Origin of the sequence: Photobacterium rosenbergii (genome assembly GCF_003026455.1) — a bacterium.
Classification (GTDB): domain Bacteria; phylum Pseudomonadota; class Gammaproteobacteria; order Enterobacterales; family Vibrionaceae; genus Photobacterium; species Photobacterium rosenbergii.
Genome location: NZ_PYMB01000032.1, coordinates 20925 through 44178, shown reverse-complemented (window position 1 = coordinate 44178; position 23254 = coordinate 20925). Strand labels below are relative to the sequence as shown.

Sequence of the window (23254 nt, the reverse complement as noted above, 5' to 3'; positions counted from 1 at the left end):
TAAAAGATAATTCCCCCTTAGTTCAGTTGGTAGAACGGCGGACTGTTAATCCGTATGTCGCAGGTTCGAGTCCCGCAGGGGGAGCCACTTTAAGTGTGCCGACTTAGCTCAGTAGGTAGAGCAACTGACTTGTAATCAGTAGGTCACCAGTTCGATTCCGGTAGTCGGCACCATTTATTATTCTTACTTCGGTAAGAGAAAGTAGAGACTTACCATCGCTACTTTTGCCTCGATAGCTCAGTCGGTAGAGCAGAGGATTGAAAATCCTCGTGTCGGTGGTTCGATTCCGCCTCGAGGCACCATATTCAGTTATGGTGCTTGAAATAAGCAACATGATGTAAAAGATAATTCCCCCTTAGTTCAGTTGGTAGAACGGCGGACTGTTAATCCGTATGTCGCAGGTTCGAGTCCCGCAGGGGGAGCCACTTTAAGTGTGCCGACTTAGCTCAGTAGGTAGAGCAACTGACTTGTAATCAGTAGGTCACCAGTTCGATTCCGGTAGTCGGCACCATTTATTAACTTACTTCGGTAAGTGCAAGCAGAGTCTTAACCGCTCTTGCTTTGCCTCGATAGCTCAGTCGGTAGAGCAGAGGATTGAAAATCCTCGTGTCGGTGGTTCGATTCCGCCTCGAGGCACCATATTTAAGTTGTGGTGCTTTTGAAAAGCAACATAACGTAAAAAGATAATTCCCCCTTAGTTCAGTTGGTAGAACGGCGGACTGTTAATCCGTATGTCGCAGGTTCGAGTCCCGCAGGGGGAGCCACTTTAGAGAAAGCCGTGTCATTTGACGCGGCTTTTTCGTATCTAACTGCGATTGGCTTGTGCCAAGCCATTGTCTCAGACCTAGTCGGCCACGTTGAGTCCCGACAGGGGGAGACACATTAAGAAGCCAAGTCGAAAGACTTGGCTTTTTTTTATCTAGAGAAAGCCGTAACTAGGCGTCCCCGTCATTTCACGCGGCTTTTCGTATCTACCCATACCCTATTGAACATTCCCACCCAGAACATGGGTAACTCCGTTATGTCTCTTTGTAAGGTGTATACCGCCAATACCTGATCACCGGCGATCTCCCTCCTGCAGCAGTGTCTCTGAAAAAGGACAAACGAAATATCTCGCCACGCTTCCACGGCCAGTAGCATGCAGGCTGTTTGTTTTTTGCTAACTTTAATGACAGCAAACAATAAAAAAACAAGGAAGGTAAGATGATCACTCTTTATGGCTACCCACGTACCCGCTCGCTCCGTGTCTCCTGGCTGCTTGAAGAACTTGGTCTCGACTGGCAATACCGTCTGGTCAACTTTGCCAAGAATGATCATCGCTCCCCCCAGTACCTAGCCCTAAATCCGCAGGGAAAAGTCCCCTGTTTGACTGACGATGAAGTGACCATCTGCGAGTCTTCGGCAATTTGCCTCTACCTAGCTGAAAAATACGGCCATCATTGGCTTCCCGCCCCCGGTACAGCGGAATCTGCCAACCACCATGAGTGGATAAGTTATGTCATTACCGAGTTGGAACAACCTCTTTGGAGTATGGGGAAACACCGCTTCGCCCTGCCGGAGTCAATCCGCCTGCCTGAAATGCTTGCTGTAGCAGCCTGGGAATTCAAAAAAGCCCTGAAAGTAGCAGAGAGCCGCCTCAAGGGTGATGAGTATCTATTGGGGCACTTTCCGACGGTCGCAGACATTTTACTGGCCCATACTCTTAACTGGGCAGTCAAGTTTGATCAGAAACTACCGCTGAAACTCGAAAAATACCGACAATTTGTTAGTCGTCGTCCGGCTCTATCGCGCGCTCTTGACCGAGAAAACCGCACCCTTTTAGATGGCGAATAACATGGCTACAAGCCGTTTAATGTTGACAATAAGTTTAAAAACCGAGCGATCAGAGCAAAAAAGGCAAAGTCAGTATATTTTTCTCAAAAAACCGTTGACGAAAAGGCCGAAAACCTTTTTAATGCGCCCCGTTGCCTCGATAGCTCAGTCGGTAGAGCAGAGGATTGAAAATCCTCGTGTCGGTGGTTCGATTCCGCCTCGAGGCACCATATTCATATTGTGGTGCTTGATAGCAACATGATTTAAAAGATAATTCCCCCTTAGTTCAGTTGGTAGAACGGCGGACTGTTAATCCGTATGTCGCAGGTTCGAGTCCCGCAGGGGGAGCCAAATTTGGTCCACGATTTAAGTCAATGACTTAGACTTGGATTCTAGCTGTAAGCTGCGACGTTACTCGTACCGAGTAATTGTCTCAGAGCTAGCCGCCCGCGTTGAGTCACGCAGGGGAAGCAAATTTAGTGTGCCGACTTAGCTCAGTAGGTAGAGCAACTGACTTGTAATCAGTAGGTCACCAGTTCGATTCCGGTAGTCGGCACCATTTATTCCTTACTTCGGTAAGTGCAAGCAGAGTCTTAACCGCTCTTGCTTTTGCCTCGATAGCTCAGTCGGTAGAGCAGAGGATTGAAAATCCTCGTGTCGGTGGTTCGATTCCGCCTCGAGGCACCATATTCAGTTATGGTGCTTGAAATAAGCAACATGATGTAAAAAGATAATTCCCCCTTAGTTCAGTTGGTAGAACGGCGGACTGTTAATCCGTATGTCGCAGGTTCGAGTCCCGCAGGGGGAGCCAAATTTGGTCCACGCTTTAGGTCAATGACTTAAACTTGGATTCTAGCTGTAGGCTGCGACGTTACTCGTACCGAGTAATTGTCTCAGAGCTAGCCGCCCGCGTTGAGTCACGCAGGGGGAGCCACTTTAAGTGTGCCGACTTAGCTCAGTAGGTAGAGCAACTGACTTGTAATCAGTAGGTCACCAGTTCGATTCCGGTAGTCGGCACCATTTATTTACTTACCTCGGTAAGTGCAAGCAGAGTCTTAACCGCTCTTGCTTTGCCTCGATAGCTCAGTCGGTAGAGCAGAGGATTGAAAATCCTCGTGTCGGTGGTTCGATTCCGCCTCGAGGCACCATATTTCGATTGTGGTGCTTGAAATAAGCAACATGATGTAAAAAAGATAATTCCCCCTTAGTTCAGTTGGTAGAACGGCGGACTGTTAATCCGTATGTCGCAGGTTCGAGTCCCGCAGGGGGAGCCACTTTCAATTTAAGCTTTCATTAGCTTGAATAATAAGAATAAATTGCCGACTTAGCTCAGTAGGTAGAGCAACTGACTTGTAATCAGTAGGTCACCAGTTCGATTCCGGTAGTCGGCACCATCCTTTGAAACCTCATCTTTGATGAGGTTTTTTTTCGCCTGTCGTTTACCTCCAAAACATTACGCAACCTTGGTCATATTGGGAAAATATACTCGGTTAGGTAGAATTGCACTCTATTTTCAATACGTTGCACGGACGTCATGGCCAGTATCAAACTTTCTGTAGAGCGCTTAACCGAAGGCCTGTATATCAAGCTGCCTGTGCAATGGACCGATCACCCTTTCCTGCTAAACCATTTCAAAATCAAAGATAACCAGCAAATTAGGCTGATTAAAAACCTAGGGATTAAGCATGTCTTCCTGATCCCTGAAAAGAGTGAGTCTCAACCCCTTGATCCAGACAATGCCCTGGAGGCTATCAGCGAGCATGAGAGCCGTTTCCTCGACCAGCAAGCAGATAAGCTATGGAAAGAGAAACAAGGCCGTATAGAGAAGCTGAAGAGCTACAAGCGCAAACTGCAACGTTGTGAAAAAAACTTCTCCCGTTCGATGGCACAACTACGCTCGATAGTAGGAAAGATCAAAAGCCGCCCGGTCACGGCCGTTAAAGAGGCAGAGATGCTGGTCGAAGAGATGGTCGACGCCCTGCTTGAATCTGACAATGTTGCCCTGCACTTGATGAACGAGGGCAGTGAGAACGAAGATATCTACAGCCATTCACTCAATGTCGCCATCATGTCAATGATGCTGGCCCGCTCCAGTGGTATGGATGGAAAAGACATCAAAACTATCGCTATCGGCGCCCTATTCCATGATATGGGCAAACTTAAGGTGCCGACCGCCATTATCCGCAAGACAACACCACTCACCGAGCCAGAAGAGAACTATTTAAAGCTCCACCCGAAGTACAGCGTCGATTTAGCCAACTTATCAGATAGTTTCCCCGAGCAGGCCAAACCTATCCTTAGCCAGCACCATGAACTGCTTGACGGTAGCGGCTACCCTAAACAGCTCACTGCAGAACAGATCGATCCCAAAGCTCAGCTTGTTGCGGTGGTCAATGCCTACGACAATCTCTGTCACCCCCAGGACCCAGCGAAAGCGAGGATCCCGTACAGCGCCCTCTCCTACTTGTTCAAGCACAAAAAAGAACAATACAACAATGATTATCTGGCGCTGCTTATCCGGTTACTTGGTGTCTACCCACCTGGTAGCGTGGTCCAACTTTCAAACCAACAACTGGGGCTGGTGATTTCGGTCAACTCAGAGAGCCTACTGACGCCCAATATCTTGCTTTATGACCCAACGGTTCCGTCAAACGAAGCACCGATCATTGACTTGGAAGAGAGTCACTTGTGCATCGAACAGGTTATCCACCCAAGTAAGCTGCCGGATAAAGTCCATGCTTACCTCAATCCTCGCAGCCGGATCTCTTTCTACTTCGATCCCGATGACTAACTTCCCTCTAGAAAAATAAAACGCCCCTGTCACGGAAGTCCGAAACAGGGGCGTTTTGATTTAAAGCTATCAGCCAATCGGCTTACCAGCTAAACATCTCTTTGATCCAACCTTCAGGCTTGCTGCCGTCGCAATAACCCTTAACCGAGCCATCCTGATCCCACATTGGCAGCGAATGCTGGCCCGCACAGTCCCTCACCAAGGTACCATTTGGCATCTGGCTGAACTTGGCTGTCGTCAGCTTCTGCGGCCATTGCAGTGCCAAGCGCTCTGGTTGGCGACGTTTGAGGTAATCACCATACAAACGCAACGCACCTGCCGATCCTGTCAGGTTAACCGGTTTATTGTCATCCCGGCCAACCCAAACCGTGACCACTTCTCGGCCATCGGCACCGACATACCAACTATCACGGTTCTTATCTGTGGTACCTGTCTTGCCGGCCAAGGCTGCCCAGCCAAATTGTGGTTGAAGGAAACGTGCAGTCCCTTGTGAAACCACATTCTTCATGCCGTAGGTGGTCAACCAAGCCGCTTGCTCAGGGACAGCCTGGCTAGCCCTTGGCATCCACTGGTAAAGTTGGTTGCCTTGCTGGTCAACAACGGCCCTCAACGCTGTCAGGTCAGCCTTGAGCCCACCACTGGCAACCGACTGGTACATCTGAGTCACTTCAAACGGTGTCAGCGTGAAGGCTCCCAGCAGGATAGAAGGTAGCTTAGGCACTTCACCGCGATCAACGCCAAGATCGACCATGGTATCAATCACTTCATCAAGCCCAACCTGCATCCCCAAGTTAACCGTTGGGACGTTGAGAGATTTTGCCAGTGCGTAATACAGCGGCACTTCTCCCCGGAACTTGCGGTCATAGTTACGTGGCTGCCAGTTTTTCCCCTTGCTACCACTGAGCATGATGGGTTTATCTTCAACTGTAGTGGCAAGCGAAAACGTCTCAGGATGGCGCAATGCCGCCAGGTACACCGCTGGCTTGACCAAAGAGCCGATCTGGCGGCTGGCATCCAATGCCCGGTTAAAACCGGCATAGCCCGGGTTACTGCCACCAATCATCGCCCTAATTTCACCAGTTCTTCGATCGGCTGCTACCAAAGCGGTTTCAAGTCCAACACCTGCCTTTTGCTTCAGCTTAGGCACCATACTAACCACCGCTTCTTCGGCTTCTTTCTGCGATAGGGGATCTAAGGTACTGAAGATACGCAAACCAACACCTGGCGTGTAATTATTACCAACCCGCTGCTGCAATTCACGGCGTAGCTGCTGGAAGTAGGCTGGCTGGCGGCGGGCAATCATTGGCCGGGACTGGACATCCAGCGGCCTAGAGGCAGCCAGTTCATAATCCTCCCCAGATAGGGTGCCGTTGTCCATCATCAGCCTGAGGACAAGGTCACGGCGCTGTTTGGCACGCTCAGGGTTGCGCCATGGGTTGTAGTAAGAAGGACCTTTTGCCATCGCTACCAACAATGCCTGCTGGTCAATCCTCAGCTCCTGCAGCGGACGGCCAAAGTACAGCCTCGCCCCCAGGCCAAAGCCATGGACTTCCTTGCCGCCATTTTGCCCAAGGTAAATCTCGTTGAGGTAGGCTTCGAGAATTTGATCTTTGGTGTAGCGGTAATCGAGGATGATGGCGATATAAGCTTCCCTCACCTTCCGCCACAACGAGCGCTCACGTGAGAGGAACATGTTCTTGGCAAGTTGCTGGGTTAGGGTACTCCCTCCTTGCACTGTCCTACCCGCCTTCAAGTTGACCACCATAGCGCGGGCAATCGCCAGAGGCGAAACACCATCGTGGTGGTAGAAATCCCGATCTTCTGTCACCAGCAAGGCATCAACCAGCACTTCAGGGAACTGCTCCCGCGGGAGGAATAAGCGCTGTTCGCTCTCTCCGGTTTCCAGCATCCCCAGCATCTTTGGCTCTATCCGCAAATAGCCAAGCTGACGCTTGGAGCCAGCCTCCTGAATACTTTTCAGCTCGCTGCCATCAAAGGTCAGCATGATATGCCGCGCTGCCTCGTAGCCGTCGGAAAAGTCGAACGGGCGACGGATCAACTCTATACGGGTCGAAGACGATGAATACTCACCGTTGCGTTGTGGCGTTCGTACTTTATGGTATTGCAAGACATCCAGCTCGCGCCGGACTTCCTCCAACGTAATAGCCTGTCCCGGTTGCAGGTCCAGCACCCGGCCATATACAACCGCGGGCAAACTCCATAATTGCCCATCAAAACGGTCACGGACAATATTATCGAGGTAGATACCAACCACCAGCAGTACCGCAAGGATGGCAACAGATAACTTCAGGCCAAAACCAAGCAGCCACTTGAACCAGCCCGGCAGCCCCTGCCGTTTCCCCTTGGGGCTCTTTTTACGGCTCCGGGTCGATTTGGCCGGACGTTTCTTAGTAGTTGCCTTAGCCTTGCTTGCCGCAGCCGGTTTACGCTTGCGTACCGGTTTCTTGGTACCGTCCTTGTCCGCTGCGGGCTTCTTGGGTGCCGGCTTTTTGGGAGCCTGCTGTTTTGGTGCTGAAGCCACCGAACGCCTTGCTTGCTCTGTCATCATGATCATCTATTTCTACATGTATTTCTTGGTTTTTTTGGTCGGCTCATGGTTCGCAGGATCATCCGGCCACGGGTGTTTAGGGTAACGCCCTTTCATCTCTTTTTGCACCTCGCGGTAAGCTCCTTGCCAAAAGGCTGCCAAATCACGGGTAATTTGTAATGGCCGCTGAGCCGGCGACAGCAACTCAAGCACCACCGCCACCTTGCCGTTGGCAATCATCGGTGAGGCTTTCTCACCAAACATTTCCTGTAATTTCACGGCCAGCACCGGATATTGCCCGGGTTGATAGCGAATGGCATAGCGTGAGCCTGTCGGTACGCTGTAATGGGTCGGCAGCGCCTGATCAAGCAGCTGTTTTTTATCCCACCCCAATCGTGCTTCCAGTGCTGCCAGCAGATCAACCCGTTCAAGGGCCTTGAGGGTTTTCATCCCGTTCATGTATGGCAGCAGCCATTCATCCGCCGCGGCTAGCAGTGCCTCATCACCCATCGCAGGTAAATCCAACTCTGGCAGCCATTCGGCAGCGCAGCGGGCGCGATTCAGCACCCCTTCGCTATTCTTGTTCCACGGCAGAATGCCCAGCCCCTTGCGCTGGACTGCATTGAGTAAAGCTTCGCTGGCCTTGGCCGGGTCAGGCTCCCCCATCAACTGGCGTTCAAGTATTAGCTTGCCACAGCACAAGTGCTTCTCTGCAGTCAGGCGGCCTTTCTTATCATCCCAATCGAGCCATTCACGCCAAACAAACAGGTGTGGCAGTGTGTCTTGCAATTCAGATAACTGAGCTGGAACAGCTGAAAATATCCTACTGTCCCCTTGGCGGGTTTTGATAATATCAGCCACCACCAGCAACTCTTCGTCAGCCAGCGGTTCATCCGGCATCATCATAGCCCCTTGGCCATTAGCAAGCTGATAGCGGCTGTCTTTGCCGCGAGAGAGAGCGATACGGTCAGGGAAGCCTGCAGCCAACAAAGGGGCTACCCATTCACCAGCAACTTTAATTGCAGCCTTGCTGGCACCCAATTTTGCCAAATGCTGTGATGCCCGCTGCAGGTAAGCCTTGCTCCTTGCCTGTTTGCCACTTTCAACCAAATTAAGCTGGAAGTGTAAGTCCGGATTATTATTGCCCCGAGGCGGTTCTTCCAGCAGGGCAACCAGCAACGCGGCAGTCGTCATTGCCTTGTTCCCGTGTTTTTGGGCCAACAACAACATCGCAGCATGGCGGGGTTCAACACCCAGTTTTTGTATCGCGCTGCCCATCTCGGTCAGCCTACCACCTTCGTCCATAGCACCTAGGCCTTCCAGTAGCGCATGGGCTTGCTTCAAGGCAGGTACAGGCGGTAAGTCCAGCCAATGTAGATCAGCGGCAGACTGACAGCCCCATTGGGCTAATTCCATCGCGAGCGAAGTCAGATCAGCCCGCAATATCTCCGGCTGAGGCGTTGCTGGTTGACGAGCCAACATGTCCTCGCTGTATAGGCGCAAGCAGATCCCCGGCTCCAAGCGGCCGGCACGGCCTGCCCGCTGCTCGGCAGAAGAACGGGCTATACGGACCGACTCCAAGCGGCTGATCCCTGTTTTCGGGTCCCACTGGGCGATGCGCTCCAAACCACAGTCCACCACCATCCTGATCCCCTCGATGGTCAAACTGGTTTCGGCAATATTGGTCGCCAACACCACCTTACGCTTGCCTTTCGGTGCAGGCGTAATGGCCTGCTGTTGCTGGTTGCCGGTCAACTGGCCATAGAGAGGGCACACCAGCACATCATTGCCGAGATGCCCTTCCAGTTGCTCTGCTAAACGGCGGATCTCCCCCGCCCCCGGCAAGAAGACCAACATCGAACCAGACTCCGAAGCCAGCAGTGTTGATACCTCTCTTGCTGTCGCGTCAATAAGGTGGGTATTTTCCGCCAGCTTCTTGTACCGTAATTCAACGGGGAAACTACGACCTTCAGACTCAATGTAACCGGCTTCAGGCAGTAGCCCTGTCAGGGCATCCGCATCCAGCGTGGCCGACATCACCAGCAACTTGAGGTCATCACGCAATGCTTCTTGCACCTCCAGCGCCAGCGCCAGTGAGGTATCAGCATGGATACTGCGTTCGTGAAATTCATCGAAGATCAACAGGTCGATCCCGGTCAGCTCAGGATCTTGCTGCAACATCCGGGTCATGACCCCCTCGGTAACAATTTCCAACTTGGTCTTGTTACTGACACGGGTTTCCCCCCTAACCCTTAAACCTACCGTCTCTCCCACTTGCTCACCGAGTTGTGAGGCAAGGTAACGGGCAATATTCCGGGCTGCCAGGCGGCGCGGCTCGAGCATCACTATCTTGCCAGCAACTGCCTCCTGCTGTAGCAAAACCAAAGGCAAGCGGGTTGATTTACCGGCCCCGGGAGGGGCTTTGAGGATCAGTTGTGCGCGGGCATCGAGTTGGGTCTGCAGTGCAGGGAGCACGTCATCAATAGGCAGTTGTGACAATGGGAACACCTTGTGTCATATTCAATTTAGGCTTGGCCATTGTAGCTTACTTAATCATATGAAAGAGAAAAAACAGCGCCTGTTCTTTGCATTATCGCCCGATAGCAGCAGCGATGACTTTCAACACCTCGCTAGGCTTTCGGCACAATGCGGTATATTCGGCCGCCCAGTCATCACCGACAACCTCCATATAACGCTAGCGTTTCTCGGTATGGTGACTGACGAGCAGGCAGCAAAGGTTGTGGCAACTGCCGGACAACTAACGCCGCCACCGGCTTTCTCTTTAAATTTAGATACATTGGGCTACTGGAAACGCAGCAAGGTCATCTGGGTTGCGCCAGATAAGCCGCCGCAGGCATTGCTGACACTGGCGCAGCAACTCAAAGCATTGGCCCTTCATTGTGGCTTGGAGCAAGAATCACGCCCCTACAAACCCCATGTCACCCTTGCCAAATCCGTAGCAAAACGCCCCGAACCATTGCCACAGGTTGGCAAAATAGACTTTCACTTCAACAGTTTTGGCCTGTATATTTCCAAACCAGTCAGCCATAACGGCCGCCAAGGTGTGCAATACCTCCAGCTTGGTAAATGGCCCCTCGGCAGCCAATAGCAAGAAAAACAACAGGACAAGGTATGAAGTTCAACGCACCACTGCAATCAGCCACCCTCATCAAACGCTACAAGCGTTTTCTCGCCGACATCACCTTGCCCGACGGCTCAACCACCACCATCCACTGTGCCAATACCGGTGCTATGACAGGGTGTGCCGAGCCGGGTAATACCGTGTGGTATTCCACTTCTGATAACCCAAAGCGGAAATATCCGAACAGCTGGGAGCTTTCTCAAACTAAAGAAGGGCATACTATCTGCGTCAACACCGCACAGGCCAACCGCTTGGTAGTCGAGGCCATTAACAAGAATGTCATCACAGAATTGGCAGGCTATTCATCACTTCGCACCGAAGTTAAGTATGGTAGTGAAAACAGCAGGATAGATGTTTTATTACAAGACGAATCAAAACCTGATTGCTATATTGAAGTAAAGAGTGTCACTCTGCTGGACCAAGGAAAGGAAGGGCAAGGTTTTTTCCCGGACGCAGTAACAACCCGGGGGCAAAAGCACCTGCGAGAATTAATTGAAGTGGCACAAAACGGTGAACGTGCCATACTTTTTTTCGCAATTTTACATTCAGGGATTGAAAAAGTATCTGCGGCACACCATATAGACCCGGACTACTTTTCATTAATACAACAAGCAGAGCGGGCTGGCGTAGAGATCCTGTGTTACAAGGCGGTATTGAACCCAACGGAACTCTACCTCGCGCATCGCATAAAATTCAACCAGTAAGTACCGCAAAGTGATGGTTTCTTCACATTGGTATAAAATTGAATATATGCAGCAATTGCCACACCACTCCCTTTCTGCTATAGATACCGCCCAAATTTAACCAGTGACGGTTATTAGGTATATTAGGAGATGCTATATGCCAGAGAGCAACGTTAAAAAATCGCTAGGCATCCTGGCTATTGCTGGGGTTGAACCTTATCAGGAAAAGGCTGGCGAAGAATACATGGGTGAAGCTCAGCTAGAGCACTTCCGTAAGATTCTTGGTGCTTGGCGCAACCAGTTACGTGAAGAAGTTGATCGTACTGTAAACCACATGCAGGACGAAGCAGCCAACTTCCCAGATCCCGTTGACCGCGCCGCTCAGGAAGAAGAGTTCAGCCTAGAGCTTCGCAACCGCGACCGCGAACGTAAATTGATCAAGAAAATCGAGAAAACCCTTCAGCGCATTGAAGATGATGACTTCGGTTTCTGTGAATCTTGCGGTATCGAGATTGGTATCCGCCGTCTGGAAGCCCGTCCAACAGCCGACCTATGTATCGACTGTAAGACGCTGGCTGAAATCAAAGAAAAGCAGATGGCAGGCTAGTACGATTCGTACAGCACCATGATAGTCAAGAGGGAGCGCTAGCTCCCTTTTTCGTTTTGATTGATTTTCTTATGAGTACAAACAAGCACTATATTGGCCGTTTCGCCCCATCCCCATCAGGTCCCCTGCACTTCGGCTCACTGGTTGCTGCCTTGGGTAGCTATCTGCAAGCCAAAGCCCAGCAAGGCACCTGGCTAGTTAGGATGGAAGATCTGGATCCGCCTCGGGAAATGCCCGGTGCTGCGGATGATATCCTACATACCCTCGAAGCCTATGGCCTCGAATGGGACGGTGGGATCATGTACCAAAGCCAGCGTCACGACGCCTACCAAGCCCAGATTAATGCCTGGCTGGCCGACCAACAGGCCTATTACTGCCAATGTACCCGTAAGCAAATCAAGCAAGCTGGGGGCTTCTATCCGGGTAACTGCCGTGACAAGCAGCTCCAGGCTGCTGGACACGCCATCCGCCTCAAGGTCGATGAGCCCGTATTAGTCTTCGATGACCTACTGCATGGCCATATCAATATCCCGGCACCACTGGCCGAAGAGGATTTCATTATCCGCCGCCGCGATGGCCTGTTCGCCTATAATCTGGCAGTAGTACTGGATGACATTGAGCAGGGGATCACTGAGGTTGTCCGCGGCGCAGACTTAATTGAGCCAACCGGCCGCCAGATAGGCCTCTATCGGCTGCTCGGTCAACCTGAAGTGAGTTACCTGCACTTGCCACTGGCAGTGACCGAAAACGGCAACAAGCTCTCGAAGCAGAACCATGCCCCGGCCATCGACAAGGCCAACCCAAGACCGGCGCTGGTCGAAGCGATGCGATTCTTAGGCTTGCAGCCACCAACAGATCTGGCTAGCTCGACAACCCGAGAGATTTTGTGCTGGGGAATTGCCCATTGGCAGATAGCTAACCTGCCGGCAACCACAGCGATAACTTTCGACCCTTCACACGGTTGAAACCAAGCTTCTGCAGTATTGTCGCCCAGCTAAACGTTAACCGCCTTGCTGCCCCCGAAATGCCCGCAAATTGCCGCCAAAATGCGGGGGAAACAAGCGCTAGGATTCTAAAATGGCCTGCTGTGATATATGATATGCGGCTGTTTGTTGAATCCGACCCACATAAATGAGGTGTATTATCTTTAATCGAGTCGCCAGCTTTTGCCGTAAGGTACTGAATCGAGACGCAAGTGATCTCGACCATGAGGAACTCGCCTTGCAAGTTTATCAGCGCCAAGAGCACGGTATTTCACGTAAAGATATCAGCGAGAATGCGCTGAAAGTCCTTTACCGCCTAAATAAAGCCGGATATGACGCATATCTGGTCGGTGGTGGTGTTCGCGATCTCCTGTTGGACAAACAGCCAAAAGACTTCGACATTGCCACCAACGCGACACCGGAGCAAATCAAGCAGTTGTTCCGCAACTGTCGCCTGATTGGCCGTCGCTTCCGCTTGGCCCATATTCTGTTCGGCAGAGACGTCATTGAAGTCGCCACCTTCCGTGGCCACCACTCCGATGCCAAGCCGAGCATCAAGGACAAGAAGAATGTCTCGGCCCAGAGCCAGGAAGGCATGCTGCTGCGTGACAATGTCTACGGCAGCATCGAAGAAGATGCCGAGCGCCGTGATTTCACCATCAATGCGCTCTACTACAGCATCAAGGATTTCAGCGTTGCCGATTACGTCAACGGGGTAGAAGATCTTGATAACCGTATCATCCGCCTGATCGGCGATCCGGAAACCCGCTACCGCGAAGACCCGGTGCGTATGCTGCGTGCCGTGCGCTTTGCCGCCAAGCTGGACATGGATATCGAACCGAACACAGCAGATCCTATCAAGCCGCTGTCGACCCTGCTGCAGGACATTCCGGCTGCCCGCCTGTTCGAAGAAAGCCTCAAGTTGCTACAGTCAGGTGACGGTCTACAGACCTACAAACTGCTGCGCGAATACAACTTGTTCCAGCAACTGTTCCCGCTTCTGTCTGAACACTTCACTGAAGATCACAGCAGCCAGACCGAGCAGATGATCGAACACATCCTATCGGCAACCGATAAGCGTATTGCCGACGGCAAGCGTGTTAACCCAGCCTTCATGTTCGCAGCCATGCTGTGGTACCCGCTGGTTACCCGTGCCGAGGAAGTCGCCTTTGCCAGCGGCCTGGCCTACTATGACGCCTTTATGGTCGCCGCTAACGATATTCTCGATGAGCAGGTCAAGACGATTGCTATCCCGCGTCGCTTTACCACGACTATCCGTGATATCTGGCAGCAGCAGACCCGTTTCAACCGCCGCAGCGGCAAACGTGCCTTCAAGATGATGGAGCACCCGAAATTCCGCGCCGCCTTCGACTTCCTGGAGATGCGTGGTAATTTCGAAAGTGAAGACATTGCCGAGTTGGCCCAATGGTGGGACAAGTTCCAGCACGGTGACCGCAACCAGCGCAGCAAGATGGTGCAGCAGATCAACGAAGGTGGCTCTGGCGCCCCTCGCCGTCGCCGTCGCCGCCCGCAACAGCGCCGCAAGAAACCACAGGCTAAATCGTCATGACCCTAGCCTATATTGCTATCGGCAGTAACCTTGCCGATCCTGTCGCCCAGGCCCAAAGTGCGATCGAGGTGCTCAAGCAGCACCCCGATCTCAATGTTGTAGCCGTGTCCTCACTCTACAGCAGCACACCAATGGGCCCGCAGGACCAGCCTGACTACATCAATGCCGTCATCGCTGTCGAGACCAAGCTAAGCCCACTGGCTTTGCTAGATTGCACCCAGTCCATCGAGCAAGAGCATGGCCGGGTCCGCAAGGCCGAACGCTGGGGACCACGTACCCTGGATCTCGATATCGTCCTGTACGGCGACCTTGAACACCACTGCGAGCGCCTGACAGTGCCGCATTACGGAATGAAAGTCCGTGAGTTTGTGCTTTACCCACTCGCGGAAATTGCCCCTGAGCTGGTACTACCCGACCACACTCCGCTTAAAACACTGCTGGAGCAGGTAGACCGTAACGGGCTGAGCATCTGGTCTCAGTAACCATTTCTCAGGATTAAAGGGAGAACACATGAAAAAGATCACTATCAACGACCTGATGACATGGAAGCAGGAAGGTCGTAAATTTGCCTCGGTTACCGCTTACGATGCCAGCTTTTCCCAGCTGTTCGAACAGCAAGGCGTACCAGTGATGCTGGTCGGCGACTCACTAGGCATGGTACTGCAAGGCAAGCCTGACACCCTTCCGGTAACGGTAGAGGATATTGCCTACCATACCCGTGCGGTTCGTGCCGGTAGTCCAAACTCACTGCTGATGGCCGATATGCCATTTATGAGCTATGCCACCCCAGAGCAGGCTTGTGAGAATGCCGCGACACTAATGCGTGCCGGTGCCAACATGGTGAAGCTCGAAGGCGGCGGTTGGTTGGCAGAAACTGTGACCAAATTGACCGAACGTGCTGTGCCTGTCTGTGCGCATTTGGGGCTAACCCCTCAATCTGTCAATATTTTTGGTGGCTACAAAGTGCAAGGACGTGACTCCGACCACGCTGAGCAGATGGTAAAAGATGCTATCCTGCTGAAAAACGCGGGTGCACAAATTATCTTGCTGGAGTGCGTACCGGCCAGCCTGGCAGAGCGTATCACCAAGGCCGTTGAGGTACCGGTGATCGGTATCGGTGCTGGCAATGTGACTGATGGCCAGATCTTGGTCATGCACGATATGTTCGGGATTTCAGCTAACTATATCCCTCGTTTCTCCAAGAACTACCTGGCAGAAACCGGCGAGATGCGCGCAGCCGTCACCAAATACCTAGAAGATGTCGAGGCCGGCACTTTCCCTGGCCCAGAACATACCTTTGAATAAGGAATAAAAATGCAAACATTCGCCGAGATTGCCCAGATCCGCGAGCAAATCCGAAGCTGGCGCCGTGAAGGCCGTCGGATTGCTTTCGTACCGACAATGGGAAACCTGCATGAAGGCCACCTGACACTGGTCCGCAAGGCCCGTGAAATGGCAGATGTGGTTGTGGTTAGCATTTTTGTCAATCCGATGCAGTTCGACAAGGCAGACGATCTCGACAACTACCCGCGCACCATGGAAGAAGACCTTGCCAAGTTGAACAACGAAGGCGTTGAACTGGTCTTCACTCCAACCCCGGACATCATGTATCCGGAAGGCCTGGACCGCCAGACTTTCGTTGAAGTCCCGGGTCTATCGACCATGCTTGAAGGTGCCCTGCGTCCAAGTCATTTCCGTGGTGTTTCGACGATTGTGACCAAGCTGTTCAACATTGTTCAGCCGGATATTGCCTGCTTTGGTGAAAAAGACTACCAGCAGCTAGCCCTGATCCGCCAGATGGTGATCGACCTTGCGATGGATATCGAAGTTGTCGGCGTTGCCACTGTTCGTGAAATGGACGGCCTGGCCATGAGCTCACGCAACGGTTACCTAACCGTTGATGAGCGCCAACGTGCGCCAGTACTGGCCCGCACTATGCGTTGGATCAGCAGCCAGATGCGCGGCGGCCGTAGCGACTACGCCGAAATCGTGGTTGATGCCAACGACCAGTTGCGCGCTGCCGGCCTACAACCGGATGAAATCTATATCCGCGATGCCATCAGCCTTCAGCCTATCAGTGAAGAGACCCAGCAGGCCGTGATCCTGATGTCTGCCTTCCTCGGCAAAGCCCGCCTTATCGACAACCAGGTGGTTGAGCTAAGCACTGCAACAGCTGCAGCAACAGAAGAATAAGCAGCATTCCAGTAATAAAAAAATCCCGGCCTTGGCCGGGATTTTTGTTTTCGGGATACCTAACTTATGAACGCAGACCAATACCACGCGAGATCAGGTAATAGCAGATGCTGTAAAGGATAACGGTAAACACGCCCAATACGGCAAACGACGTACCGATACCAACATCCGATACGCCAAGGAAGCCGTAACGGAAGGCATTGACCATGTAGACGATTGGGTTCAGCTTTGACACCCCCTGCCAGAACTCCGGCAGCAAACTCAGTGAGTAGAACACCCCACCCAAGTATGTTAGCGGTGTCAGCACGAAGGTCGGGATAATACTGATATCATCAAACGTCTTGGCAAAAACAGCATTGATCAAACCGCCTAGCGAGAACACCACAGAGGTCATCAATACGGTGGCGACAATAACGCCAAAATGAGCGATTTGCAGGTCGACAAACAGTAGGGAAACCACGGAGACAATCACACCCACACCAAGGCCGCGCAAGACCCCACCACCGACAAAGCCGGCAATGATGATGTAGTTCGGCACCGGCGCCACCAGCAACTCCTCGATATTGTGCTGGAACTTGGCACTGAAGAACGACGACGCTACATTGGAGTAGGAGTTGGTGATCACCGACATCATAATCAGGCCGGGTACAATGTATTCCATGTAGCTAAAACCGCCCATCTCACCTATCCGGCTACCGATCAAGCTACCGAAGATCACGAAGTACAGGGTCATAGTAATTGCCGGCGGCACCATGGTCTGTACCCAGATCCGGGCAAAGCGGTTGACTTCTTTGGTGATCAAGCTTTTGAAGGCAATCCAGTACTGCCGATTCATGATTGGACTCCTTGCTTACTCTTGCTGTTAGCCACCAGCGTCACGAACAATTCTTCTAGACGGTTAGCCTTGTTGCGCATAGAGATAACGTCGATCCCCTGCTCTGTCAGTAGGCTAAACACATGGTTGAGGCTATCCCCTTTGTTGATATCCACTTCAAGGGTATGGTTATCCGGCAGCTTCCAGTTGATATCTTCCAGTACGGGTTTATTACCGTTCAATTTGACATCAAGGATGAAGGTTTCAACCTCGAGCTTACCAAGCAGCGCTTTCATCGACGTGTTCTCGATAAGCTCACCGTGATTGATAATACCGATGTTGCGACATAGCATCTCGGCTTCTTCCAGGTAGTGGGTGGTCAGGATTATCGTCACCCCTTGGCGGTTGATCTCACGTAGGAAATCCCACATCGAGCGACGCAGCTCAATATCCACCCCGGCAGTTGGCTCATCGAGGATCAGTAGGCGTGGCTCATGCATCAGGGCACGGGCAATCATCAAACGGCGTTTCATCCCGCCCGACAGGTTACGGGCACGCTCTTTACGCTTGCCCCACAAGTCGAGCTGGGATAGGTATTTTTTCGCCCTTTCTTTCGCCAGTTCCTTCTCAACCCCGTAATACCCGGCCTGGTTGATCACGATCTGCTCAACGGTCTCGAACTGGTTGAAGTTAAATTCCTGCGGCACCAAGCCCAGCTGTTTTTTGGCTTCAACGATCTGGGTATCCAGGTCATAACCGAACACCTTCACCTCACCCGAGGTTTTGTTTACCAGCGAGCTAATAATGCCAATTGTGGTTGATTTACCAGCACCGTTTGGGCCTAGAAGCGCAAAAAAGTCGCCTTCCTTAACACATAGGCTCATATTTTTCAGTGCATTAACGCCACCTTTATAGGTTTTGTTTAAATTTTGTATTTCCAAAGCGTTCATAAAATGCGATCTTAATGTTAGAAACTTTCTTCGGACAACTACTCCGATTTGATATCGAGACAGCTTGTGTATAGTTACATCCGGTTTACATAGGTCTCAGGACTGACAGCAGGACTGATACCTATGTAAATTTGTTTTTCCCCAGCACCAGGGAGCTTCCCTGAACTGCGGGTATAAAATATCAGAGAAAGGCATCATCATGGCAGATATTAAACAGCTATTCGCAAATAACGTTGCTTGGTCAGAGAACATCAAGGATGAAAATCCGGAATTCTTTAGCCATCTTGCGAAAGCCCAGCACCCAGAATACCTATGGATCGGTTGTGCCGACAGCCGAGTTCCCGCCGAACGCCTAACCGGATTGGATTCCGGCGAGCTCTTTGTTCACCGAAACGTGGCCAACCAGGTCATCCACACCGATCTTAATTGCCTGTCAGTGGTCCAGTACGCCGTCGACGTACTGAAAGTTCGCCACATTATTGTCTGCGGCCATTATGGCTGTGGCGGTGTGACTGCCGCTATCGAAAACCCACAACTTGGCCTTATCAACAACTGGCTACTGCATATCCGTGATCTGTTCATGAAGCACCGAGATGATCTTGCCCAATTGCCTCGTGAAGAGTGGGACGACAAACTCTGCGAGCTCAACGTCGCTTATCAGGTCTACAACCTAGGTAACTCGACCATCATGCAGCAAGCATGGGAGCGTGGCCAGCAAGTGAAGATCCATGGTTGGATTTACGGTATTGGTAATGGCCAATTACGTAACCTTGGTGTAACTGCCACTAGCCGTGAGTCGCTTGAAGCCTCATACAACGCTGCAATGGCCGAGATCCTGCCTCACAAAGGCTAATCACTCAGGTATCCAATACAAAAAAGCGACTGTCGACCAGTCGCTTTTTTAATGCTTTAAAATCAGTATTAGTCTTCCAGCGGAACGACTTTACCGATATATGGCAGGTGGCGGTACTTCTGGGCGTAATCGATACCTACACCAACAACGAATTCATCAGGAATTTCAAAACCCACCCACTTCACGTCTACGTGAACTTCGCGGCGCGAAGGCTTATCCAGCAGGGTACAGATTTCAATTGAGTTTGGTTCACGCAGCGACAGGATTTCACGCACCTTATTCAAGGTATTGCCAGTATCGATAATATCTTCAACCAACAAAACGTCCTTACCTTTGATGTCATCATCCAAGTCTTTAAGGATGCGCACATCACGGCTGCTTTCCATCGTGTTGCCGTAGCTTGATGCGGTCATGAAGTCGACTTCATGAGTCAGTTCAATTGCACGAGCCAGATCAGCCATAAATACGAACGAGCCGCGTAGTAGACCCACCATGACCAGATCTTTGGAATCTTTATAATGTTCAGTGATTTGCTTTCCCAGCTCTGTTACACGTGCCTGAACGTCCTGCTCAGAAATCATTACTTCAATGGTATGTTTCATCTTTATCTCCATCAGTACGGCTGACCTGCCGCCTGTCGGCTTGCGGTAAAACGGAGCCTTATTCTATCACCACTACAAAGTAATAGTTATTTTATCGACCCTGTCAATTATATGATACAGAATGAATAAAACATGATTGAATATAACTAGTTGCTACTGTAAAGTGAACGCGTGTACAAATCATAACCAAAATAATGACAATTGAGCTAGGAATCAGAGACATGGATACGATCGCGAAAAGAACAAGGACCCGTCTATCCCCAGAAAAACGTAAAGAACAGCTACTCAACTTCGCTTTGGATGTTTTTGCCCGACGCGGCATCGGCCGTGCAGGACATGCAGATATCGCCGATATGGCCAATGTTTCTGTGGCCACCGTTTTTAACTACTTCCCGACCCGTGAAGCCTTAGTCGAAGAAGTCTTGACCCAGGTTGAGCAGCACTTCAAGGCTATGGTGGACGAGAACTTAGCCAGTGATCAGCCTTTCGAGCAGCAGCTAACGGCTATTTGTTACCACCTGATCGATGAAGTGGTCGAACAAAAAGACTGGTTGAAGGTATGGTTCGAGTGGAGCACATCAGTGCGGGAAGACATCTGGCCCCATTTTGTCAGCAGCAACCAGGATAACTTCTCAAAAATTGCCGAGAAGTTCGAACAGGCCAACCTTCCGGGCAACCTTTCTGCTCATGACCTCGCCTGGCAGTTCCAGGGGGTGTGCTACATTGTTTACCTGCAAGCCAATATCTCCCCGGAGCGGGAAGAGATGCAGGCATTGGCAGACAATCACATCAAAGCGCTTTTCAGAAAATAACGGGCCTTACTGGCACCCAATACAACAAGGCCGGTCATGATGACCGGCCTTGTTGTTTTTCTTCAGTACATTTAGCTCAACGGTTAGCTAGCCGCGGCAAACACGACCGGGTCGTGTGGCTCCAGGGTGACGGCTACACGCTCACCAATCTGCAGGATGAGGTGCGAGTTAACAATCAGGCTATGGCCTTGGAATTCGACCGTATAACGGCAAATGTCACCCATAAACAGTTGCTCGGTGATCACCCCTGCTCCATCTTCTGCCGGTTGAACGTTGAGGTTCTGCGGACGAAGCAGCCATTCTGCATCGCCGTTGCTAGCCGGCGCACTATTGACGTTAATTGCCCCAAATGGAGTCGATAAGGTTTGGCTATCAGCCAGTGTTACCGGCAAGTATGAGCCCGTACCAAGGAACTCGGCAACAAAGCGGCTACTCGGACGGTAATAAAGCTCAGTCGCGGTACCGAATTGCTCGATCACCCCGTTGTTCATTACCGCCATCCGGTCGGCAAAGGCAAAGGCTTCCTCGCGGCTGTGGGTAACGAAAATCGCGGTCACACCCTGCGCCTTGAAGATACGGCGGATCTCTTTGATCAGGCCATGGCGAACTTGGGTATCGATATTGGAAAACGGCTCATCAAGCAAAATCAAATCTGGCTCGCAGGCCAATGCCCTGGCAATAGCCACACGCTGCTGCTGGCCGCCAGATAACTGGTGCGGATAACGGTCATCAAGGCCAGTCAAACGTACCAATTCGAGCATTTGCTGGATCTTGGCCGTCACTTTTTCCTTGCTCCAATCACGCAGGCCAAAAGCAATGTTTTCCGCAACGGTCAGGTGAGGGAACAAGGCATAGTCCTGGAAGATCATCCCGATGTTACGCTTTTCAGGCGGCAACCAAGTGTGCTCATCAGCAATCGTTCGGCCATTGATATGGATAACACCACTTTCCAGCGGCAGCAGGCCCGCAATGGCCTTTAGCAAGGTTGTTTTACCACAACCACTGGCACCAAGCAGGCAGACAATTTCATTGTCTTTGACTGGCAGGGACAAGTTTTCCAATACGGCCTGACCGTTATATTTACAAGTCAGGTTGCTTACAGATAATGCGTGAGTCATCAGTGTTTCTGCTCCAAAGAACGGTTAACCATCACCAGAGGGATCAGGCCAACAATGACCAGTAGGATCGCCGGTAAGGCAGCCAGCTCAAGCTGCTCGTCAGAAGCGAAATTATAGACATAGGTTGCCAATGTCTCGAAGTTGAATGGGCGAAGTAGCAAGGCGGCATTGAGTTCTTTCATCGACTCAATAAACACCAGTAGGCCGGCAATCAAGCAACCACGGCGGATCAAAGGTAGATGGACGCGGCGCAGCATCGCCATCGACGCATAACCCATGGTTTTGGATGCCATATCTAAAGACGGCGGGATCTTGGCCAGGCTACTTTCGATACTCCCCACAGCCACCGCAGCAAAGCGCACCACGAAGGCAAAAATAATGGCAAACATGGTGCCGGAGAAAATCAGTCCAGGCCGACCTAGCCCATTGGCAATAGTGAAATCGTTAAGCAGGTGATCAGCACTGGTTAGCGGGATCATCACACCGATAGCCAACACTGTACCCGGTACAGCGTAGCCCAAAGATGAAATCCGCGTCGGTACCACAGTGATACTGCGGCCATCTAGTCGACGGTAGAAGTTCACGATCAACGCTAGGGCGACAGCCAACACAGCAGTAATCAGCGAGACTTTTAGGCTATTGATACTGTATTGCTGGAACTGGCTGGTCCAACTGTCACCGAAGTAATGCCAGGCATAGTAACAAAGCTGCATCAGAGGCAATAGGAAGGCAAAGCCAATCAGGCCCCAACACCAACCCATAGCTACCCACTTCTTCCATCCCGACAAGGTGTAACGGATATCATCACCATGTTCGAACTCCTGCTGGAACATTTTCTGTTTGCGGCGACTGAAACGCTCGGCGCTGATCAGCACGAAAATCACCAACAGCATGATGGCCGAAATCTTGGCAGCGGCATTAAGGTTGGAATAACCAAGCCAGGTATCGTAGACCGCCGTAGTCAGCGTGTTAACAGCAAAATAGCTAACAGTACCGAAATCCCCCAAGGTTTCCATCGCCACTAGGGACATCCCCACGGCAATCGACGGACGGGCCAGCGGCAGGGAAATACGGCGGAAGCTATCTAGCGGACTGCACTTAAGTAGACGGGCTGATTGCAACAGGCTCGTACTTTGCTCCATAAACGCCGCACGGGCCAGCAGGTAAATATATGGATAAAGCACCAATGCAAGGACAAGGCAGGCACCGCCCAGCGAGCGAATATTCGGGAACCAGTAGTCATGGATAGTCTGCCAGCCAAAAATATCACGCAGCAGAATTTGAACCGGGCCGGCATAATCGAACCAATCGGTATAGATATAACCGATAATATAGCCCGGCATGGCCAAAGGAAGCACCAGCGCCCACTGCAGTACCCGCTCACCGGGAATACGGCACATCGCCATGATCCAAGCGGCAGGCAAGCCAAACAGCAGAGCCAAAATCAGGGTACCCGCCACCAGCCAAAACGTATTGGCGGCATAGGTCGACATCACTGTTCCCATCAGATGGGAGAAGACGTCATCGGTCTCACCGAGGGCGGTGTAAAAAATGGCCAGAATAGGCAAAACCAGCAGCAGGGAAAAGCCCCAACCACTGGTCCGCCAGAAGAGATATTTTTCTTTCATTGCTAACTACTTAGTACCTTTTGCAATCAAGAAGTGGCACCGGTGCACTTCTCCTGCCGCTCATTCCCGACTTAGGGGGAAAACCTTGCTACAGGAGGGGAGAAACTACCACAACTTATTGGAAAAAGTACTTAGCCTTGAGCAATAA

The 23254-nt window shown here is 51.5% G+C and carries 19 protein-coding genes and 16 tRNA genes; 28 read left to right on the top strand and 7 right to left on the bottom strand.

The genetic code is table 11. The annotated features are described in order from the left end of the window. Nucleotides 1-11 precede the first annotated feature (11 nt). The 18 genes from C9J01_RS27035 to C9J01_RS26945 all read left to right on the top strand — a co-directional run bounded on the left by C9J01_RS27035 (nt 12) and on the right by C9J01_RS26945 (nt 4603). Nucleotides 12-87, top strand: a tRNA-Asn gene (locus tag C9J01_RS27035). 10 nt (nt 88-97) lie between these two features. Continuing rightward, nucleotides 98-173 (top strand) — tRNA-Thr (locus C9J01_RS27030). A 53-nt stretch (nt 174-226) separates the two neighbouring features. Continuing rightward, nucleotides 227-302: transfer RNA gene (locus C9J01_RS27025), tRNA-Phe, on the top strand. A gap of 47 nt (nt 303-349) precedes the next feature. Beyond that, nucleotides 350-425, top strand: a tRNA-Asn gene (locus tag C9J01_RS27020). A gap of 10 nt (nt 426-435) precedes the next feature. Continuing rightward, nucleotides 436-511: transfer RNA gene (locus C9J01_RS27015), tRNA-Thr, on the top strand. Between the two features lie 52 nt (nt 512-563). Then, nucleotides 564-639: transfer RNA gene (locus C9J01_RS27010), tRNA-Phe, on the top strand. Nucleotides 640-688: 49 nt separating this feature from the next. Continuing rightward, a tRNA-Asn gene (locus C9J01_RS27005) sits at nt 689-764 on the top strand. Nucleotides 765-1203: 439 nt separating this feature from the next. After that, entirely contained in the window at nt 1204-1833 is a 630-nt protein-coding gene (locus C9J01_RS26995) for a glutathione S-transferase family protein (protein WP_107301172.1), read from the top strand. A 133-nt stretch (nt 1834-1966) separates the two neighbouring features. Beyond that, nucleotides 1967-2042, top strand: a tRNA-Phe gene (locus C9J01_RS26990). A gap of 45 nt (nt 2043-2087) precedes the next feature. After that, nucleotides 2088-2163: transfer RNA gene (locus C9J01_RS26985), tRNA-Asn, on the top strand. 132 nt (nt 2164-2295) lie between these two features. Next, nucleotides 2296-2371 (top strand) — tRNA-Thr (locus C9J01_RS26980). A 52-nt stretch (nt 2372-2423) separates the two neighbouring features. Continuing rightward, a tRNA-Phe gene (locus C9J01_RS26975) sits at nt 2424-2499 on the top strand. A 48-nt stretch (nt 2500-2547) separates the two neighbouring features. Then, nucleotides 2548-2623: transfer RNA gene (locus tag C9J01_RS26970), tRNA-Asn, on the top strand. Nucleotides 2624-2756: 133 nt separating this feature from the next. After that, nucleotides 2757-2832: transfer RNA gene (locus C9J01_RS26965), tRNA-Thr, on the top strand. A 52-nt stretch (nt 2833-2884) separates the two neighbouring features. Continuing rightward, nucleotides 2885-2960, top strand: a tRNA-Phe gene (locus tag C9J01_RS26960). 50 nt (nt 2961-3010) lie between these two features. After that, nucleotides 3011-3086 (top strand) — tRNA-Asn (locus C9J01_RS26955). Between the two features lie 44 nt (nt 3087-3130). Further along, nucleotides 3131-3206, top strand: a tRNA-Thr gene (locus C9J01_RS26950). A 140-nt stretch (nt 3207-3346) separates the two neighbouring features. After that, nucleotides 3347-4603, top strand: a complete 1257-nt coding sequence (locus tag C9J01_RS26945) for a cyclic di-GMP phosphodiesterase (protein WP_107301171.1) — start codon at nt 3347-3349, stop codon at nt 4601-4603. An 82-nt stretch (nt 4604-4685) separates the two neighbouring features. On the opposite strand, the gene mrcB is transcribed toward C9J01_RS26945, so the two are convergent. Together mrcB and hrpB are read right to left on the bottom strand one after the other, a co-directional pair. Then, nucleotides 4686-7169, bottom strand: a complete 2484-nt coding sequence (gene mrcB / locus C9J01_RS26940; RefSeq protein WP_419687923.1) for a penicillin-binding protein 1B — start codon at nt 7167-7169, stop codon at nt 4686-4688. 15 nt (nt 7170-7184) lie between these two features. After that, on the bottom strand, nt 7185-9650 hold the full coding sequence (gene hrpB, locus C9J01_RS26935; protein WP_107301169.1) for an ATP-dependent helicase HrpB: 2466 nt from the start codon (nt 9648-9650) through the stop codon (nt 7185-7187). A 58-nt stretch (nt 9651-9708) separates the two neighbouring features. Here hrpB and thpR point away from each other — a divergent pair, with 58 nt between their 5' ends. From thpR to panC, 8 genes are all read left to right on the top strand, one after another. Then, nucleotides 9709-10260 (top strand): RNA 2',3'-cyclic phosphodiesterase, encoded by a 552-nt coding sequence (gene thpR / locus C9J01_RS26930; RefSeq protein WP_107301168.1) that lies wholly within the window; start codon nt 9709-9711, stop codon nt 10258-10260. A gap of 23 nt (nt 10261-10283) precedes the next feature. Next, nucleotides 10284-10997, top strand: a complete 714-nt coding sequence (gene sfsA, locus C9J01_RS26925) for a DNA/RNA nuclease SfsA (protein ID WP_107301167.1) — start codon at nt 10284-10286, stop codon at nt 10995-10997. Nucleotides 10998-11133: 136 nt separating this feature from the next. Further along, nucleotides 11134-11583 carry an RNA polymerase-binding protein DksA gene (gene dksA, locus C9J01_RS26920; RefSeq protein WP_107301166.1) on the top strand — a complete coding sequence of 150 codons (450 nt, stop codon included), beginning with the start codon at nt 11134-11136 and terminating at the stop codon, nt 11581-11583. A gap of 71 nt (nt 11584-11654) precedes the next feature. Continuing rightward, entirely contained in the window at nt 11655-12548 is an 894-nt protein-coding gene (gluQRS, locus tag C9J01_RS26915; RefSeq protein ID WP_107301165.1) for a tRNA glutamyl-Q(34) synthetase GluQRS, read from the top strand. 166 nt (nt 12549-12714) lie between these two features. Next, entirely contained in the window at nt 12715-14136 is a 1422-nt protein-coding gene (gene pcnB / locus C9J01_RS26910; protein ID WP_107301164.1) for a polynucleotide adenylyltransferase PcnB, read from the top strand. Next, entirely contained in the window at nt 14133-14618 is a 486-nt protein-coding gene (gene folK / locus C9J01_RS26905) for a 2-amino-4-hydroxy-6-hydroxymethyldihydropteridine diphosphokinase (protein WP_107301163.1), read from the top strand. The genes pcnB and folK overlap by 4 nt, the downstream gene beginning before the upstream one ends. Nucleotides 14619-14646: 28 nt before the next feature. Beyond that, nucleotides 14647-15441: a 3-methyl-2-oxobutanoate hydroxymethyltransferase gene (gene panB, locus C9J01_RS26900; protein WP_107301162.1), complete on the top strand. Its 795-nt coding sequence runs from the start codon at nt 14647-14649 to the stop codon at nt 15439-15441. A 9-nt stretch (nt 15442-15450) separates the two neighbouring features. Next, nucleotides 15451-16329: a pantoate--beta-alanine ligase gene (gene panC, locus C9J01_RS26895; RefSeq protein WP_107301161.1), complete on the top strand. Its 879-nt coding sequence runs from the start codon at nt 15451-15453 to the stop codon at nt 16327-16329. 64 nt (nt 16330-16393) lie between these two features. Here panC and C9J01_RS26890 read toward each other — a convergent pair whose 3' ends face one another. Beyond that, nucleotides 16394-17164: an ABC transporter permease gene (locus C9J01_RS26890; RefSeq protein ID WP_107301160.1), complete on the bottom strand. Its 771-nt coding sequence runs from the start codon at nt 17162-17164 to the stop codon at nt 16394-16396. Next, on the bottom strand, nt 17161-18093 hold the full coding sequence (locus C9J01_RS26885) for an ABC transporter ATP-binding protein (protein WP_107301159.1): 933 nt from the start codon (nt 18091-18093) through the stop codon (nt 17161-17163). The genes C9J01_RS26890 and C9J01_RS26885 overlap by 4 nt, the downstream gene beginning before the upstream one ends. A 199-nt stretch (nt 18094-18292) precedes the next feature. On the opposite strand from C9J01_RS26885, the gene can reads away from it, so the two are divergent. Next, the gene (can, locus tag C9J01_RS26880) at nt 18293-18946 is read left to right on the top strand and encodes a carbonate dehydratase (RefSeq protein ID WP_107301158.1); all 654 of its coding nucleotides are present in this window, start codon (nt 18293-18295) and stop codon (nt 18944-18946) included. A gap of 68 nt (nt 18947-19014) precedes the next feature. On the opposite strand, the gene hpt is transcribed toward can, so the two are convergent. Continuing rightward, entirely contained in the window at nt 19015-19548 is a 534-nt protein-coding gene (gene hpt / locus C9J01_RS26875) for a hypoxanthine phosphoribosyltransferase (protein ID WP_107301157.1), read from the bottom strand. Nucleotides 19549-19769: 221 nt separating this feature from the next. Between hpt and C9J01_RS26870 the strand changes: the two genes are divergently transcribed. Next, complete coding sequence (locus C9J01_RS26870) at nt 19770-20360, top strand: TetR/AcrR family transcriptional regulator (RefSeq protein ID WP_107301156.1); 591 nt, start codon at nt 19770-19772, stop codon at nt 20358-20360. A gap of 83 nt (nt 20361-20443) precedes the next feature. On the opposite strand, the gene C9J01_RS26865 is transcribed toward C9J01_RS26870, so the two are convergent. Further along, on the bottom strand, nt 20444-21478 hold the full coding sequence (locus tag C9J01_RS26865; protein ID WP_107301155.1) for an ABC transporter ATP-binding protein: 1035 nt from the start codon (nt 21476-21478) through the stop codon (nt 20444-20446). Beyond that, nucleotides 21478-23106: an ABC transporter permease gene (locus tag C9J01_RS26860; RefSeq protein WP_107301154.1), complete on the bottom strand. Its 1629-nt coding sequence runs from the start codon at nt 23104-23106 to the stop codon at nt 21478-21480. The genes C9J01_RS26865 and C9J01_RS26860 overlap by 1 nt, the downstream gene beginning before the upstream one ends. Nucleotides 23107-23254 lie beyond the last annotated feature (148 nt).

Coding starts and splice junctions, on each gene's coding strand:
- panB (WP_107301162.1), top strand. CDS start 14,647: ATGAAAAAGATCACTATCAACGACCTGATGACATGGAAGCAGGAAGGT.
- C9J01_RS26885 (WP_107301159.1), bottom strand. CDS start 18,093: ATGAACGCTTTGGAAATACAAAATTTAAACAAAACCTATAAAGGTGGC.
- C9J01_RS26860 (WP_107301154.1), bottom strand. CDS start 23,106: ATGAAAGAAAAATATCTCTTCTGGCGGACCAGTGGTTGGGGCTTTTCC.
- C9J01_RS26870 (WP_107301156.1), top strand. CDS start 19,770: ATGGATACGATCGCGAAAAGAACAAGGACCCGTCTATCCCCAGAAAAA.
- hpt (WP_107301157.1), bottom strand. CDS start 19,548: ATGAAACATACCATTGAAGTAATGATTTCTGAGCAGGACGTTCAGGCA.
- mrcB (WP_419687923.1), bottom strand. CDS start 7,169: ATGACAGAGCAAGCAAGGCGTTCGGTGGCTTCAGCACCAAAACAGCAG.
- can (WP_107301158.1), top strand. CDS start 18,293: ATGGCAGATATTAAACAGCTATTCGCAAATAACGTTGCTTGGTCAGAG.
- panC (WP_107301161.1), top strand. CDS start 15,451: ATGCAAACATTCGCCGAGATTGCCCAGATCCGCGAGCAAATCCGAAGC.
- gluQRS (WP_107301165.1), top strand. CDS start 11,655: ATGAGTACAAACAAGCACTATATTGGCCGTTTCGCCCCATCCCCATCA.
- C9J01_RS26865 (WP_107301155.1), bottom strand. CDS start 21,478: ATGACTCACGCATTATCTGTAAGCAACCTGACTTGTAAATATAACGGT.
- sfsA (WP_107301167.1), top strand. CDS start 10,284: ATGAAGTTCAACGCACCACTGCAATCAGCCACCCTCATCAAACGCTAC.
- thpR (WP_107301168.1), top strand. CDS start 9,709: ATGAAAGAGAAAAAACAGCGCCTGTTCTTTGCATTATCGCCCGATAGC.
- C9J01_RS26890 (WP_107301160.1), bottom strand. CDS start 17,164: ATGAATCGGCAGTACTGGATTGCCTTCAAAAGCTTGATCACCAAAGAA.
- C9J01_RS26995 (WP_107301172.1), top strand. CDS start 1,204: ATGATCACTCTTTATGGCTACCCACGTACCCGCTCGCTCCGTGTCTCC.
- folK (WP_107301163.1), top strand. CDS start 14,133: ATGACCCTAGCCTATATTGCTATCGGCAGTAACCTTGCCGATCCTGTC.
- C9J01_RS26945 (WP_107301171.1), top strand. CDS start 3,347: ATGGCCAGTATCAAACTTTCTGTAGAGCGCTTAACCGAAGGCCTGTAT.
- pcnB (WP_107301164.1), top strand. CDS start 12,715: ATGAGGTGTATTATCTTTAATCGAGTCGCCAGCTTTTGCCGTAAGGTA.
- dksA (WP_107301166.1), top strand. CDS start 11,134: ATGCCAGAGAGCAACGTTAAAAAATCGCTAGGCATCCTGGCTATTGCT.